A 16,190-nucleotide genomic window follows, 5' to 3' on the forward strand; every position below is an offset into this window, starting at 1 on the left:
GGTGCTGTCCTCCTAGGTGGTAACCACCAGATGGTAATCAACCGAGTGCCTGGACCGACGGTGCTCGTCCAACTCGGCTCATCACCATCCTCCGGTTACCATCCTCGGCGAAGGACGGGAACAGCGCCGGCCAGGAGCGGCGAAGGGCGGGAACAGCGCCGGCGAAGAGCGGGTGCGACTGCTCACCCCAAGGCTGCTCGACGGCCAGCGATGGTGGCGAGAACCTCTCGGACGAACTTCTCAGGATGCCGGCGTAGGAAATCCGGCGAGTAGCGCAGAAACACATATCCTCGGTTGGCGATCATCTTCTGTCGCTCGAACTCTTCCTGCCGCGCGCGTTCGGCGTTGGGTCCCTGGTATTTCACGTTGCCGTCGATCTCAATGAGTAACCAGCCATCGATGCAAAGGTCGGCGTAGCGTCCAGCCACTTCGTACTGTGTAAACAAGGGGCCGATCCCCGCACGGATCAGCAAGGCGCGCGCGAAAGATTCGTAGGGCGAACCGGAATCCGCGACGCTGTGCCGAATGCACTCCCGGACCACTGCAACACCTTTCAGTCTGCCAAGCTGGGATGCCTCCCGTTCAAGGAGTTCAAGCGTAAACCCACTGCGCCGGAGGTAGTCGGCAGCGACGAGCCCTTCGACGAAGCCGTAGTGGCGGGCGATATCAGCGAACGTTCGAAAACCATTGGTAACCCGGTGGCCGTCGCGCAACGAGATTTCGCTCTTGCGCAGCACCATGCGTCGAAACAGGATCCCTTCCCGGTTTCGTCGAGTAGGGGAGCTCCCCCTGGAAAGCAGACACAGTTCGACGGGCTCTTTTGTCGTACTGATCACCCAAATACCGTGCATGCGCGCGGCCGATCTGCCGACTAGCACTGCTTCCCTGCTCATCAGTGCAGCAGCCTCGACGCGCAGCCATTGACGTTCGTGGAACTTCAGCTCTTTCCAGCTCGTCTCCCGATACACAATACTTGTGTCGAGCACCCGATGCGGCCCTCGGAGTTTGTCGAGTGCTTTGTGGGAGAGCAGCCGTTTGTCCACAATCCCCCGCCGCAGTTCCTCCTTCCGCTCCTCCCATCGTTGCTGTTGTGCCTTGTGTTCTCTGTCAATCCCCATACCTATTCTGACGGCGGAAACTCGGCACCGGTTCCCTTTCGCCGCAGGAAATCTACCCTGCGTTGCGCAGTGCGGTGGCCAGCCCGTTCATGGTGACCTGGATCGTCTTCGGGACGAGGAAGGCCTCGTCGCCGGCGCGGTAGCGGCGCAGCAGCTCAAGCTGGACCGCGTTGAGCGGCAGCAGGTAGGGGTAGCGACGTTTTAGGGATCGGGCCTGGCGCTGGTTCTCGGCAACAAGGTCCGTATGCCCGGTGATACGGAAGTAGACCTGCTTGGTGCGCTCGAATTCATCGGCGATAAGGGAGTAGATGCGCTCGGCTACCTCGCGGTCCTCCACTAGGTCGGCGTAGAGGCGGGCCAGCGACAGCTCGGCCTTCGCCATGACTTGGGCCATGTTGGACAGCACGGAGCGGAAGAACGGCCAGTCACGGTAGAGTTCGCGCAGGTCATCCCAGCGGTCTTCGTCTTCCCCAGCCCAGCGCTCGACTGCAGTACCGACGCCGAACCAGCCAGGCACATTGGTGCGCGACTGCGCCCAGGACAGCACCCAGGGGATGGCGCGCAGGTCGGAAATCGCGGTGGTCTGTTTGCGGGACGCCGGGCGAGAGCCGAGGTTGAGCTCGCCGATCTCGTGCAGCGGGGTGGATTGGGTGAAGTAGTCAATGAACCCGGGGTCGCCGATGAGCTCGTTGTACTTTTCGCCGGAGTAGGCGGCAAGCGCACGCATGATGTCGTAGGCGCGGGTCGGGTCGTCGATAGGTTCGGTATCCAGGAAGGATGCCTCCAGGGTGCCGGCGACGAAGGCTTCGAGGTGGCGGCGGGCGGTCTCTGGCGATCCGTACTTGGCGGAGATGATCTCGCCCTGCTCGGTGATGCGGATGGAGCCGTCGACGGCACCCTTGGGCTGAGCGAGGATCGCGTCGTAGGTGGGCCCGCCACCGCGGCCGACTGCCCCGCCGCGGCCGTGCGCGAGTCGAAGGCGGATGCCGTGCCGGTTGCAGAGTTCAACCAGGGCGAGTTCGGCGTCGTAAAGCGCCCAGTTCGCTTGCAGGTAGCCGCCGTCCTTGTTGGAGTCGGAGTAGCCGAGCATGACCTCCTGGATGTCACCGCGGGCGCGCAGATGTTCGCGATAGAACGGCAGCGACCAGAGATCTTCGAGGATGCTGGCGCCGTGTGCGAGGTCCTCGATGGTTTCAAACAGCGGGACGACGTTGACGTCGCTCAGGCCGACCTCTTTGAGCAGGACCATGGGCTCCAAAATGTCGGAGACCGCACCGGTCATGGCGATAATGCACTGCGCGATCGCCCCCTGGCCCAAGTCCCGGACAGCGCGGGCGGCGGCGGTGAGGATGCCCATTTCCTTGCGGGTGTCGTCGCTAAGCAGTGCTTCGGCGCGCAGCAGCGGACGCGGGGTGCGCAGCTCCTCGACGAGTAACTCCACGCGGTCCTCTTCAGCAAGCGCGGCGTAGTTATCGCACACGCCGGCAACGCCCAGTACCTCGGCCACGACTTTCTCGAAGGACTCAGAGTTCTGCCGCAAGTCAAGCGTGTACAGGTGAAAACCGAAGGTGGTCACGGCAGAGCGTAGACGCGCCAGCCGGTCGTCCGCAATGATTGCGCCGCCGTGCGCACGCAGGGAGTCGTCGATCACGTCCAGGTCTGCAAGCAGCTCGCCGGGGTCCGCATACGGCGAGCCCGTGGTCACCGAGCCAGCGAGCAACTCGCGCGTAGCGACGACACGGTGGCGGATGCCAAAAATGGCCCGGCGGTAGGGCTCATCGACGCGGGACTCGGCGGTGTTGTTGGCGGCATCCGCAAGCCGGGAAAGCTCCTCCGAGCAGGTGGAATAGCGGTCTGAAAGCGACAGCTCGCGCTCCAACTCACCCAGCTCATCGATGTAGTAGCTGAGCACAGTATCGGCGGCTTGGCGGGTGGCATACGTGAGCGTTTCGGCATTCACGTACGGGTTGCCGTCGTGGTCGCCACCGATCCAGGAACCGGGGCGCATCACGGGGGTGAGGGCAAGGTCGCGGCCAAAGGTGTCGCGAAGTTCGTAGCGGATTGCGCGGTTGATCGCCGGGATCTGCTCGAGCAGGGAGAGCTTGTAATAGCGCAGGCCGACGTCAATCTCGTCCTCAAGACGCGGGCGGGCGATGCGGATCAGCGCGGTCTGCCACATCAGGGTCATGCGCAGCTCCATCTCGCGTTCGATGGCTGCCGGGTCGGCACCAGCGTGGAGTTCACTCAGCAAGCGCTTGATGTGGGTCTGGGTGTCGAAGACGGTGCGGCGACGGGTCTCAGTCGGGTGCGCAGTGAGCACCGGAGAGACCTGCGCCCCGGCGATAAGGTCGGCGACCTTGTCAGCGTCCACGCCGCTGTCTTTCAGGTGCGCGAAGCTTGTGCGTAGCGAGACCGGTGCGGCGGCCTTCTCGTCGTCAAGATCCTCAACCAAGTTAGCCAGCAGCGCGAAGTGGCTAAATGCGCGTGCGACGAGGTTCACTTTGGTGATGTCCATATCGCGGAAGACTGCGAGCAAGTCTTCCGGGGTGGCGTCCCCGTGGGCGATGTCGAAGGCGGTGCGGCGGGTGGATTCGACCAGGTCGAAGATCTCCTGCCCTTCCTGCTCGGCAAGCACGCGGCCGAGTACCCGGCCTAGGAGTCGGATGTCTTCACGGACGTGATCGGCAGGCTGAGCAGACACGGAGGCTTCCTTCAACTACGGCGCGACTAAGACGTCACGGGCGCGACGTGCTTAGTAAACGTAGCCAAGTTCTACTCCCCTGTCTCGACATCGGAGGTCGAACGATCGCGAGCTGGGATATTTGCACTATTTTTATTCAGCCCCTCAACTCGCAAAATAGACCGCTTGGTACACAACTACAGACCAAGCGGGCTACATTGCGACGCATGGGAAACTACGACAACTCCAACGCACAAGAATGGTCCTTTGGTACGCGCTCGATCCATGCTGGCCAGCAGGTCGACCAGGACTACGGCGCGCGTAACCAGCCGATTTACATGACCACCAGCTACGTGTTCGACGATGCCCAGCACGCGGCGAACCGCTTTAACCTCTCGGATGCAGGCCCGATTTACACCCGCCTGACCAACCCGACGCAGCAGGCACTAGAGGATCGCCTGGCGTCGCTGGAGGGCGGCGTGGCTGCCACGGCGTTCGCGTCCGGCATGGCTGCGGAGACCGCTGCGATTCTTACGCTGGCGCAGGCGGGCGACCACGTTGTTACTTCCCCGCGCCTCTACGGCGGCACTGAAACGCTGTTCCAGCACACGTTGCCGAAGTTGGGCATTGAGTTCACCTTCGTGGAAAACCCGGACGACCCGGCAAGCTGGCAGGCTGCCGTCCAGCCGAACACGCGGGCGTTTTACGGCGAGACGTTCGGTAACCCGATCGCGGACGTGCTGGACATCCCGGCGATTGCAGAGGTTGCGCATAACAACCAGGTGCCGTTGATCGTCGATAACACGATGGCCACTGCTGCCCTGGTCAAGCCGCTTGAGTTGGGTGCGGACATCGTGGTCGTGTCCACGACGAAGTTCTACACCGGTAACGGCGCTGCGATTGGTGGCGCGATTATCGACGGCGGCAAGTTCGACTGGACCGTCCAGCGCGACGGCAAGGACGTCTTCCCCCTGTTCACCACTCCAGACCCGGCGTACCACGGTCTGAAGTACGCGGACCTGGGCGCCCCGGCGTTCGCGCTGCGTGCCCGCGCCGGTTTGCTGCGCGACACGGGTGCGGCGATCTCGCCGTTCAACGCGTGGGTTGCGCTGCAGGGTATTGATACGTTGGCGCTTCGCGTGGAAAAGCACAATGCGAACGCGCTGAAGGTGGCGGAGTTCCTGGCGGGCCACGACAAGGTGGCCAAGGTCAACTACGCAGGCCTGGACGATTCGCCGTACAAGGCGACGAAGGACAAGTTGGGCCTGAAGTACACCGGTTCGGTGCTGTCGTTCGACATCGCGGGCGATCAGGATGACAAGACGAACGCGTGGAAGTTCATCGACGCGCTGAAGCTGCACTCCAACCTGGCCAACATCGGCGACGTGCGCTCGCTTGTGGTGCACCCGGCGTCGACAACGCACTCCCAGTCGGACGCTGCCGGCCTCGCTCGCGCTGGTATTACGCAGGCCACGGTGCGTTTGTCTGTCGGCATCGAGGATGTCGAGGACATTATTGCGGACCTCGAGCGCGGTTTCACGGCGGTCTAAATGCTGGCTTCCGAAGGGCAGCTCGCCACGGTCGCCATCGGCGATGTTGTCACTGAAGCCGGCGAGGTGATCGCGGATACGCGCATTGCTTATCGACGATGGGGCGCACTGCAAGGCGACCCCAACGGCGTCAACAACGTGATCCTCGTCGAACACGCATTGACCGGCGACAGTGACGCCGCCGACTGGTGGTCCGAAGCCATCGGCCCAGGCAAGGCGCTAGACACCGACGAGTGGTGCGTGATCTGCACGAACGCACTCGGGTCGTGTTACGGCTCCACCGGCCCCGCGAGCGAGCACCCGGACGGCGGCGTGTGGGGATCGCGCTTCCCCGCCATCACGATCCGCGACATGGTGCACGCCGAGCACGCCTTCCTTGACCGTCTCGGCATTGGGCGCGTCCACGCGGTCATCGGTGGATCCATGGGCGGTGCACGCACTCTGGAGTGGACGCTGCTCTACCCCGAGCAGGCCGATTACGCGCTGGTGCTGGCGGTGTCTGCCCGGGCAAGCGCCTGGCAAATCGGTATCCAAACCGCGCAGATCACCTCGATCACCCAGGACCCAGCCTGGCAGGGTGGCGACTACCACGGCACCGGCCAGTCGCCGGATGCCGGGCTCGCCGCCGCGCGCAGGATCGCCCACCTGACCTACCGTGGCGAGCTGGAAATCGACGAGCGCTTCGGCACCTCCGCCCAAACCGGCGAAAACCCACTCGGACCATTCCGCCAAGACGACCAGCGCTTCGCCGTCCAGTCCTATCTGGAGCACCAGGGCAAGAAACTCACCGAGCGTTTCGATGCCGCCTGCTACGTCACCCTCACCGAAGCCCTCAACCGCCACGACATCGGCCGGGGCCGCGGCGGGCTGAACAAGGCGTTGGCATCCTCAACCGTGCCGACGATGATCGTCGGCGTCGACACCGACATTTTGTACCCCTACCACCAGCAGGAACACATCTCCCGAAACTTGGGCAACCTGCTAGCCATGTCGAAGTTGTCCTCCCCCGTCGGCCACGACGCCTTCCTCGTGGAGGCACGTCAGATGGACCGGATTCTGCGCAACTTCATCAAACTCACCCACGAAATCCCGCCCGCCCGCGAGATCGCGTCACGCTACGGCGACTACGCGATCTAGGGGTTAAGACCCCAGCGCGTCCACCGACCAGGACAGCCACATCATGGTGGCGCCGAGGGCGGTGGTGAACGTGGCGTCGAAACGCTTGGAACGCACCGCAACCAGACCGATTACTTTGGAGTCGCAGGTCAGGCGCACCAGCGTGAGCCACAGCAGGGCCGCGCCAAGGGTGAACGTGGCGCGACGCCAGTGCTCGGTGGCGGCGAAGATGCCAGAGAGCACAAACCCGACGACAAACACGGCAACCCCGGTGCGCTGCGCCCACAATGGCAGGCGTGACGGGGCGTTGCCGCGGTCGTGAGGGTTATCCAGCGTCAACCCCGGTGGTAGCGAGGTGCCGGGGAGCTGGATGCGGGTGCTTCCCACGTTGTTACGCGTCCTGGTTTGCTTGCTGGTTCACGCCGGCTTGGCGCTCGGCGCTTTCGACGATGTTGCGCACCAGGAACGTGCGCGTCATCGGGCCGACACCGCCCGGGTTCGGGGAGACCCAACCGGCCTTCTCCCACACGTCGGGGTGCAGGTCGCCGACGGTTTTGCCGTCGACGCGGGAGACGCCGACGTCGAGAAGCGCCGCGCCTTCCTTGATCATGTCGGCGGTGATCATGTGTGGCTTGCCAGCGGCAGCGATGATCACGTCCGCGCGGCGAGTCTCCGCGGCGAGGTCCTTGGTGCCGGTGTGACACAGCACGGTGGTGGCGTTGACATCGCGGGAGGTCAGCATCAGCGAGATCGGACGGCCCACCGTCACGCCGCGGCCAATAACACAAACGATGGCGCCGTTGAGATCCACGCCGAAGCGCTCGAGCAGCTTGATGGAGCCGTTCGGGGTGCACGGCAGCGGGGCCGGCTCGTTGAGGACGAGTTTGCCCAGGTTCACCGGGTGGAGGCCGTCGGCGTCCTTGTCCGGGTCGATCAACTCCAGGATCCGGTTCTCATCCAGGTGCTTCGGCAGCGGCAACTGGACGATGTAGCCGGTGACGGAATCGTCGCGGTTGAGCTCGTCGATAACCGCCTCAAGCTCCTTTTGAGTGGTCTCCGCAGGCAGGTGCTTCTGAATGGAGGCAATGCCGAGCTCTTCGCAGTCCTTGTGCTTCATACGCACGTAGTTCTGGCTAGCGGGATCTTCGCCGACAAGCACCGTCGCCAGACCCGGGGTCACCCCCTGTTCCTTCAGTCGCGCCACGCGCTCGCGCAGGTCCGCGAAAATCTCCTCGCGGTAGAGTTTTCCGTCCAGTTTGATCGCAGTCACGGCCCCAATCCTAGACTCTTGTGCGTGCTCCACATCATCTATGACAATCCGGCCATTGGCGGCAACGCTGGCGCGGCGATCCGCCTTGCGGCAAATACCGGCGCGCAGCTGCATTTCGTCGAGCCGCTCGGCTTCAATTTTGACGACAAACACCTCAAACGCGCAGGCCTGGACTACCACGATCTTGCAGACGTGGTCATCCACCCCAACATCGACGCCTGCTTCGACGCGTTGGAAGGCTCACGCATTTTCGCGTTCACCGCGCACACCGACCACCACTACCACGAGGTGCAATACCAGGACGGCGACGCGTTGCTGTTCGGCAACGAGGCCAACGGCATCCCGGAGGAGCACCTCGCCCACCCGCGGATTACGCGTCAGGTGCGGATTCCGATGCTGCCGTCGCGGCGCAGTATGAACCTGACGAACTCGGCGTCAGTCGCCATCTACGAGGCCTGGCGCCAGCTCGGGTTCCCCGGCGCTTTGTGACAGCGGCGGCAACTCGCGGGCGCGCAGCTTATCGACGAGCCCACGCGCCTGGTCCTCCTCCATATCCCGACACGTCACACTGAAGGCGCCGGGCACCAGGTCCAGGTCAACGCTGGCCAAGCCGAGTCTGCGCTGCAGCGGATCCTGGTTAAAGGTCAGTTCCTGAATGTGTGGGACGTCCACCATCTGGAACCAGCGCCCGATCCGCCCTGCCGTTGTCGTGACCGCGTCGGCGCGGACCTTGACCGTTTGACGTTTCCAGTCGAACGGTGAGATCCACCGGGCGCTGCGCGGGGAGCGGAAATCTACGTTGTCCAGATCGGTCAGTTCAGCGCCGGTAAGCGGACCGACTGCATCGATCACGGCCATCGCCTGTTCCCACGTCCCCACTGGCAGAATCTTCGACGTGCCGGTTTGCTTGTTACGTTCCGAGCCATAACCCGCCGCCACGACAGAGACCGTCCACCATCCGAACGGGCGCCAGAACATTGGCTGGCGCAACTGCACCGCGTGGATACGCGAGCGAGGCATTGCTTGCCGACGACGATTCGCCAACCCATACGTCAAGTGGAACACCTCCCCGTCCTTCGTCGCGTTGAAGCGCCACGACTGGTCGATCGTGCGCCAAATGCGGGGCATAAAACCCACCACAACAGGGATGATCGCCGCGGCGGTCACATCCGTCCACAGTGGAATCGTCGACCACGCCAGTGTGAATACGGTCGACATTTGCAATGTGGTGCCGATCAGCGAGCGGCGAATCGGGATCGGCGGCACCAACATGTTCGGTGCGTATTCGGCCCCGGCAGCGGCGGCGCTCTCAAGCGAACGCTTCACTGGCCCGTCAATTCGGGCCAGGATCTGCGCGCGGACCTCCTCTGCTTCCTCGCGCGGAAGATATGTGATGTCCAAACCTGAACTGGCACTGCCTGCGGCCTCGATACGCACGGAGGCAAGCCCAAACAGTCGCGGTGCAAAGGATTCGACTACGTCAACAGCCTGCACACGGTCGTAGCGCGCGGTGCGGATTTGGTTGGTAAGCACACCGCGGCGGGTCTCCACTTCTTCGTCGCCTACCTTGAATCCGCTGCGACGCCACCACACCTGGGACACCGCGAAAATCACCACGAGCGCAGCCACAAGGCCTGCGGCTGCCCATGCAATGTCGGTGGGGCCGACGTTTTCGCGCTGCATCCACCGATAAATCGGCATGGTGAAATTGAACAGGGCGAGTGTCGCTAGGGCCAGCATGAACGTCCACACACGCAACAGTGGCGTGAGCCTATGGACGTGGCGGTAGCCCTCCATGCCGGGAATCGTCGATACGCGTCCGCTTGTCACAGCCCACTCATCCGCTCACGAGCCTTCAGCGCAAGGCGATCCCGCAACGCATCCGCATCCGCCGCAAGCAGTCCCGGCAGATCCGAGTTGGACGAATTCGACGCCGTATGCACCGTCAGCTCCTTCAGCCCCAGGGCACGTGTGATCGGCCCCGACTGCACATCCACGAACTGAATGCGCCCATACGGAATCACTGTGATCGTGTGGAACATCTTGCCGGTGCTCAGCACCAGTTCGTCCTCGGTCTCCAGCCAGCCCATGTTGCGGACCTGGTACGGGATAAGGAAGAAGCGCCAGATGAAGATCACCGTGAAAATCCCCAGCGGGATCAGGAATCCCCAGCCCCACTCGCGGTAGGCCAAATACAGGCCACCGCACACGCCGATGGTCCACAGGGCATTCGACACCAGCATCGGCCACATCAACTTCGGCGACACTTTGTGCATCTCCTCGACCGAGGACGGCAAAGGCTGCACCGGGCTATGCACGCCGGTAGTGGGCTGGCCTGCAGTGTTCGGGCCTGCAGTGGGCTGGCCTGCAGTGTTCGGGCCGGGGTGATGTTCAGGGCTTCCGCTGAGCGCTTCAGACATGGCGATCACGCTACCAGCAGCCCCAGACACGGCCTTGCTCATGACAGGGCTCATCGAAGCATTCATCGGAAGTCCCTCGATCCCCGGGAGAGCAGCTCCCCTACCTCCAACGGTTCGAACCGGTCCGCCACCACGGACACTGCCCCGGAAGCATTTTGCACAATCCCGCGTACGACGAGCGCTTTCGCAGTGCGGGCAAGGACGCGTTGCTTCTTCCACAACCCGACTGAGATAACCACGTTGACCAGCCCGGTTTCATCCTCCATTCCCAAAAATGTCACACCACCTGCAGTGACCGGGTGTTGGCGGTGTGTCACCACTCCGGCGATGCGCACGCGAGTGCCGTCCTCCACGCCATGCAGCAGTTGTGCAACCGGAATAACGCCTCGCTCCTCCAGCGATTCGCGCACCATCTCTACTGGCATGAGCTCCGGGGTCACCCCTGTGGCTGCGATGTCAGCCACCATGAGTTCGAACGAGTTCATGCCAGGCAGCGCCGGCGCTGAGATAGCCGACAAACCGGGCAGCATGCCGTGGCGTTCCGTGGCAGCGATACCCGCTTGCCACAATGCTTGTCGACGAGACACCTCAAAGCAGTCCAACGCCCCCGCCCGCGCGAGCGCCTCGACATGGTCGACGCTCAGGTCAGCCCGGCGCGATAGATCCGCAATATCGGTAAACGGTGCCGCTGCTTCGATCCGGTCGGCGGCATCCGCACCTAAGCCACGGACGAGCCCGAGCCCCATCCGGATCGTTGAGGAATCAATGCAGCGCGCCTCGCGCCCCGACGCGTTGACCGACACTGGCAGTACCTCTACCCCGTGCCGGCGTGCGTCCTGTACCAGCGACTGTGGTGAGTAGAATCCCATCGGTTGCGCCCGCAGCAACCCCACGCAGAACTGCGCCGGGTAGTGGCATTTAAACCAGGCGGAGAAGTACACCAAAGAGGCGAACGACTGGGAGTGCGATTCCGGGAACCCGTATGCGGCGAACGCCACGATCTTCTGCCACAGCCGCTCTGCTACCTCTTCACCGATCTGGTTAGTAGTCCAGCAGCCTTCGAAGAACCGTGCGCGCAACGCCGCCATTTTCGCCGGCGAGCGTTTCGATCCCATCGCGCGCCGAAGCGCATCCGCCTCACGGCCAGAAAAACCAGCCGCATCGACGCAGATCTGCATGAGTTGCTCTTGGAACAGCGGGATCCCCAGTGTTTTGCCAAGGGATCGCTCGAGCACCGGATGGTCGTACACGACCGGCTCTAGCCCGTCGCGCCGCCGCAGGTACGGATGCACCGAACCACCCTGGATTGGACCAGGGCGGATCAAGGCCACCTGCACGACCAGGTCGAAAAACCTGCGCGGCTTCAACCTAGGCAGCGTGCCCATCTGTGCGCGCGATTCAACCTGGAACACGCCGACGGAATCGGCGCGGCAAAGCATGTCGTACACGGCGTCGTCGTCAAGCGAAAGCTCCCACAAATGCACCTTGCGGCCTGTGGTTTCCTCCACGAGATCCACCATGTGGTGCAGCGCTTCGAGCATGCCGAGCCCCAGCAGGTCGAACTTGACCAGACCAGCGGAGGCACAGTCATCTTTATCCCATTGCACCACCGAGCGATCTGCCATGCGCGCCCATTCGACGGGGACGACGTCGGCGATGGGACGGTCACAAATCACCATGCCACCAGAATGAATGCCCAGGTGACGCGGCTGCCCCTTGAACTGCGCTGCAAGTTGCTCCACAGCCTCGGGCGGATCTGAAAGCCCCTTCGACCAACTATCCGCAGCGCCCTGTGCGTATCCGAGCGCACGCGCGGCATCACGGACCGCCCCTTTCGTGCGGTACGTAATCACGTTAGCTACCTGCGCCGCATTGTCGCGCCCATATGTGTCGTAGACGTACTGAATGACCTCCTCTCGCCGGCCTGACTCAATGTCTAGGTCAATATCTGGTGGTCCGTCACGGTCGGGAGATAGGAAACGCTCGAACAGGAGGCCTGCCTCGATCGGCTCGACATTCGTGATCCCGAGGGCGAAACACACCGCCGAGTTCGCCGCCGAACCACGTCCTTGGCACAAAATGTTCTGCTTCGCGCAGAAATCCACGAGGTCGTAAATGATCAGGAAGTAGCCGGGAAAGTTCAGCTCCTCAATCACGCTCAGTTCGTAGCGGATCTGCTTCATCGCCTGGTTGCGCACATCCGCACTCCGCGTCGCGTACCGGAACTGCGCGCTCGCCAACGTCAGATCCCGCAGATGATCCATCTCGCCTCGCCCGCTTGGCGTTGGGTAGCGCGGCAGTTCAGGCGCGACAAGATTCAGCGTGAACGCGCACTGCTTTGCCAACTCAACGCTGTAATCCAGCATGTGTTTGCATCCCGGCAGCATGCGTTCGAGCTGCTCGCCAGAGCGCAGCCAGTTCGCCCCCATCGGATGCAAGTCCCCGTATGCTTGTGCAAGTGCTTCTCTGCGAGCCAACGCACGCTTCGCCGCAGCCAACCTCGCCTGCTCACGCGTGGCTGCCGCCGGCATCGCGGTGACGATGGCGGGGAGGTGATCAAAACGATCGAGCATTGCGTGCCGGTCAGCGTCTTCAGGAGTCATCGAAACTTCATATTCTCGCACCACATTGTCCTGGCCAAAGGTTTCGACCAGGTGGTCGATTTCCCCTACCCACTGCCAGCCGGCGAGCACGACGCAGGTGCCGCCCAGCTGGTCGCCGATGAGCTCCAGCGGCGGATAGGCCACCTTGTCCTTTTCCCGGGTGGCCATGTGCGCGTCCGCCATCAGGTGGGAGAGTCGCTTGTACCCCTCCGGCCCGCGGGCGATCACGGGCAGGACGGTGTCACCCAACGTCAGCTCCGCCCCGAAGACGGTGTCCAGCCCGGCCGCGGCGGCCGCCTCCGCGAACTTCACCGCACCGTAGAATCCGTCCCGGTCCAGCAGCCCCACCGCGCTCAGTCCCAGCTCAACGGCCCGGGCCACCAAGTCCTCCGGTTCGCTCGCCCCGCCGAGGAAGCTATACGAGCTGACGGTGTGCAGCTCGGCGAACGGTGTCGTCGATAGGCATTGTTTTTGCGGCGGGGGCGCTGGCTCCGCCTTGCCGTACGCGGCGCCTGCGGGCGTGCCGGTGTGACCGACCGGCACCGGCTCCGGGCCGGGGCGGCCGGAGAGGATGCGTTCGAGCCGCGACCACGACAGTGGCGCTCCCCCGTTGAACCTCATAGCGGGAACGCTACCACCGTTCGAAACTGTGTGCTAGTTACTCCAAGGGGTGATGTATTCGTTCGGTTCCCACCCCTCGATCGCCGCAAGCAACTCTGCAGCCTGCGCACCGTCAATCTGCTCCCGAATGATGTCCGCATGCCCGGCATGGCGGGCGAACTCCTCCACCGCATGCACATAGATGTAGCGCAACTTAGCTACCTGCGGCTCATCCATGCCGTACCACGGGAACGGCCCCACCGGCAGTTCCGCCTCAAGGTCACCGCCGCGACACATCTCCATATAGTCAGCTCGCACGCTATCGAAGCGTTCCAAGATGCGATCCAGCGTCTCTTCGGCAGTCGGCGTAAAGCTGGCTGCAAAGTCGGCCTGTGAGTGTTCATACCCGGCAACACCGGCACCGGAAAGCGACCTCACCATGACAAACGTGACGTGTTTGAGCAGTCCGCTAATGCTCAGCGCACTGCGGAGTGGAGTGCGCCTCGCAGCATCGTCGTCAAGCCCAAACGCGCTAGCCCGCAGCGCATCTAACTGCACGTCAAGATAGTTACAAAGCGTGTCTAGCTCATTGTCTTTGCGCGGAAAATACATCGATATTCCTTCCTGTTGATCACTTTCCAACCGGAACCCTAAGCCCCGTTGAGGACAGCTTTTGTCCGCAGTATGGAGAAGAATGACTGCATGGCAAATACGACGCAGCGCGTGCTCCAGCTTTTGGGACTATTGCAAGCGCGAACCACGTGGCAAGCAAGCGCCCTCGCCTCTGAGCTCGGCGTCACAGAGCGCACAGTGCGCCGCGATATCGCGCGGTTGCGCGATATGGGCTACCCGGTCAATTCCAGCAGCGGGATCGAGGGAGGCTACCAATTGGGCACTGGTCGCCATTTACCGCCCCTACTCCTCGACGACACCGAGGCCGTCGCGCTCGTCGCGAGTCTGCGCATGATGGCCCTGAACGGCACCGACAACGCTGGAACCGCCGCACTTCGTGCCTTGGCCAAAATTGATCACATCTTGCCGCCCCACCTGCGAGCCCTAGCATCAGCGGTTGATAACGCAACTACGGCGCTCCCCCATGAGCGCCCGACCGTCGAACTACAACTACTCACCCAACTCGCCACTTCACAGCGGGACCACACGCTCGTACGTTTCACCTACAGCAAGCCCAACGGCACATCATCCACGAGGGAAGTTGAACCAGCCCGGCTCATGACCCAAGGCGAGCTCTGGTACCTCCAAGCATTTGACAAAAGCAGAGACGACTGGCGCACTTTTCGCCTCGACCGAATAAGCAACGCACAGACAACATGCTGGGGTTTCACCCCGAAGATTCCACCACCCCCGGACTTCAGCAGCGATATCGCAAAACGCTATCCCTGCGTCATCCGTGTGGAGCTGGAAAGCTCACCCGATCTGGTGGCCGAACGGATCCCCCCTCCCTATCGCACCGACCTAGAGGTAACCAAAAATGGATGTACTTTCGTCACCGGCGCACCAGATTGGGACGATCTTGCATGGCACCTTCTTTGGGTATGCCGCGACCTGGACTGCACGATGAAGTTGGACGCGAACGCAGAGTCAGACCACCTTCGAACGGCGTTGCACAACATCGGACAAGCTGCACTTTTATTGGCCCAGGCATAGAAGCGCAAACTGCTTTGTTCTAAAAAATAGACTAAGCGGTACATAGGGTGCTAGATTCTCACCCGTCAAACTTTCCCAATAAACAAGGAGACATCATGCGTATCAAGCGCACCCTCGCAACCGTTGCTGCTGCAGCGCTCGCCACCACCGGCCTGGTCGCTTGCTCCAACGAGTCCAACGACGCCACCGAGACCACCGCCGCAAACGGCGAGAACGTCACCGTCAAGATCGGTACCACCGAGGCCGACCAGGAGGCCTGGACTGTATTCAAGCAGCTCGCAGCTGACAACGGCATCGAGCTCGACATCGTGCAGTTCTCCGACTACTCCCCGGTCAACGAGGCTCTCGCACAGGGAGAGCTGGACGTGAACAAGTTCCAGCACATTAAGTACCTCGCCGAGTACAACGCTGCTTCCGGCAACGACCTCAAGGTTGTCGGCTCCACCGAGATCGTCCCGCTCGCACTGTTCTGGAAGGACCACGACTCGCTCGACGGCATTGAGGGCCAGTCCGTCGCTATCCCGAACGACCCGTCCAACCAGGGCCGCGCCATCAACGTGCTGGTTCAGGCCGGTCTGCTTACCCTCAACGACAACGTCGCTGACCCGCTGACCCCGACCCCGGCCGAGATCAACAAGGACGAGTCCAAGGTCACCGTCACCCCGGTCGACGCATCCCAGACGCCGAATGCCTACAACGAGGGCAAGCCGGCCATCATCAACAACACCTGGCTGGACCGCGCAGGCATCGAGCCGAGCCTGGCCGTGTTCGAGGACGATCCGGAGTCCAAGGAAGCAGAGCCGTACATCAACGTGTTCGCTGCTCGTTCCGAGGACATTTCCGATGAAACGCTGAACAAGCTGGTCGAGCTGTGGCAGACCCCGGAGGTTGCTGAAGCTACCGCCAAGGACTCCAAGGGCACCTCGGTTCCGGTTTACCGCGACCAGAAGGAGCTCAACGACATCCTTGACCGTCTGCAGAACAAGTAAGCACAAGAAGCAATAAGGAGCGCGTAGATCATGCGTACCAAGCGTTTTCTCGCAGCGGCGGCAGCCTCTGTCATCGCCGCAACCTCTTTGGTGGCGTGCTCGTCGGAAACGGAGTCGTCGACAAGCAGTGCTGATGGCGACGCTGTGACCGTCAAGATCGGCACCACCGACGCCGACCA

General features: G+C 62.6%; 13 protein-coding genes. 5 read left to right on the forward strand and 8 right to left on the reverse strand.

The genetic code is table 11. The features are described 5' to 3' along the window. Positions 1-182: 182 nt before the first annotated feature. Entirely contained in the window at positions 183-1,118 is a 936-nt protein-coding gene (locus HMPREF2656_RS00605; protein ID WP_083279472.1) for a hypothetical protein, read from the reverse strand. Positions 1,119-1,170: 52 nt separating this feature from the next. Then, a complete protein-coding gene (ppc, locus tag HMPREF2656_RS00610) occupies positions 1,171-3,819 on the reverse strand; it encodes a phosphoenolpyruvate carboxylase (RefSeq protein ID WP_070815573.1) in 2,649 nt (882 codons plus the stop codon). 206 nt (positions 3,820-4,025) lie between these two features. On the opposite strand from ppc, the gene HMPREF2656_RS00615 reads away from it, so the two are divergent. Together HMPREF2656_RS00615 and HMPREF2656_RS00620 are read left to right on the forward strand one after the other, a co-directional pair. Further along, a complete protein-coding gene (locus HMPREF2656_RS00615) occupies positions 4,026-5,348 on the forward strand; it encodes an O-acetylhomoserine/O-acetylserine sulfhydrylase (protein WP_070482413.1) in 1,323 nt (440 codons plus the stop codon). Further along, a complete protein-coding gene (locus HMPREF2656_RS00620; RefSeq protein ID WP_070482415.1) occupies positions 5,349-6,485 on the forward strand; it encodes a homoserine O-acetyltransferase MetX in 1,137 nt (378 codons plus the stop codon). It abuts the gene before it with no gap. Between the two features lie 3 nt (positions 6,486-6,488). Here HMPREF2656_RS00620 and HMPREF2656_RS00625 read toward each other — a convergent pair whose 3' ends face one another. Together HMPREF2656_RS00625 and HMPREF2656_RS00630 are read right to left on the reverse strand one after the other, a co-directional pair. Then, positions 6,489-6,851 carry a DUF3017 domain-containing protein gene (locus HMPREF2656_RS00625; protein ID WP_244268678.1) on the reverse strand — a complete coding sequence of 121 codons (363 nt, stop codon included), beginning with the start codon at positions 6,849-6,851 and terminating at the stop codon, positions 6,489-6,491. 4 nt (positions 6,852-6,855) lie between these two features. Then, positions 6,856-7,734, reverse strand: a complete 879-nt coding sequence (locus tag HMPREF2656_RS00630) for a bifunctional methylenetetrahydrofolate dehydrogenase/methenyltetrahydrofolate cyclohydrolase (protein WP_141760958.1) — start codon at positions 7,732-7,734, stop codon at positions 6,856-6,858. 18 nt (positions 7,735-7,752) lie between these two features. On the opposite strand from HMPREF2656_RS00630, the gene HMPREF2656_RS00635 reads away from it, so the two are divergent. Further along, on the forward strand, positions 7,753-8,223 hold the full coding sequence (locus HMPREF2656_RS00635; RefSeq protein WP_070422805.1) for a tRNA (cytidine(34)-2'-O)-methyltransferase: 471 nt from the start codon (positions 7,753-7,755) through the stop codon (positions 8,221-8,223). Here the strand turns inward: HMPREF2656_RS00635 and HMPREF2656_RS00640 are convergent. From HMPREF2656_RS00640 to HMPREF2656_RS00655, 4 genes are all read right to left on the reverse strand, one after another. Next, entirely contained in the window at positions 8,170-9,564 is a 1,395-nt protein-coding gene (locus HMPREF2656_RS00640; protein ID WP_083319385.1) for a PH domain-containing protein, read from the reverse strand. The two genes, HMPREF2656_RS00635 and HMPREF2656_RS00640, sit on opposite strands and share 54 nt — an antisense overlap. Next, positions 9,561-10,154 carry a PH domain-containing protein gene (locus HMPREF2656_RS00645; RefSeq protein ID WP_371440637.1) on the reverse strand — a complete coding sequence of 198 codons (594 nt, stop codon included), beginning with the start codon at positions 10,152-10,154 and terminating at the stop codon, positions 9,561-9,563. The genes HMPREF2656_RS00640 and HMPREF2656_RS00645 overlap by 4 nt, the downstream gene beginning before the upstream one ends. Before the next feature lie 62 nt (positions 10,155-10,216). After that, the gene (locus HMPREF2656_RS00650) at positions 10,217-13,378 is read right to left on the reverse strand and encodes an error-prone DNA polymerase (protein ID WP_070815574.1); all 3,162 of its coding nucleotides are present in this window, start codon (positions 13,376-13,378) and stop codon (positions 10,217-10,219) included. Positions 13,379-13,411: 33 nt separating this feature from the next. Beyond that, the gene (locus HMPREF2656_RS00655) at positions 13,412-13,969 is read right to left on the reverse strand and encodes a DinB family protein (RefSeq protein WP_070422802.1); all 558 of its coding nucleotides are present in this window, start codon (positions 13,967-13,969) and stop codon (positions 13,412-13,414) included. A 90-nt stretch (positions 13,970-14,059) separates the two neighbouring features. Here HMPREF2656_RS00655 and HMPREF2656_RS00660 point away from each other — a divergent pair, with 90 nt between their 5' ends. Both HMPREF2656_RS00660 and HMPREF2656_RS00665 read left to right on the forward strand, forming a co-directional pair. Continuing rightward, positions 14,060-15,022 carry a helix-turn-helix transcriptional regulator gene (locus tag HMPREF2656_RS00660; protein ID WP_083284741.1) on the forward strand — a complete coding sequence of 321 codons (963 nt, stop codon included), beginning with the start codon at positions 14,060-14,062 and terminating at the stop codon, positions 15,020-15,022. A 95-nt stretch (positions 15,023-15,117) separates the two neighbouring features. Continuing rightward, entirely contained in the window at positions 15,118-16,011 is an 894-nt protein-coding gene (locus tag HMPREF2656_RS00665) for a MetQ/NlpA family ABC transporter substrate-binding protein (protein WP_070422801.1), read from the forward strand. Positions 16,012-16,190 lie beyond the last annotated feature (179 nt).

It is taken from the genome of Corynebacterium sp. HMSC034B08 (genome assembly GCF_001835805.1).
Lineage (GTDB): Bacteria > Actinomycetota > Actinomycetes > Mycobacteriales > Mycobacteriaceae > Corynebacterium > Corynebacterium coyleae.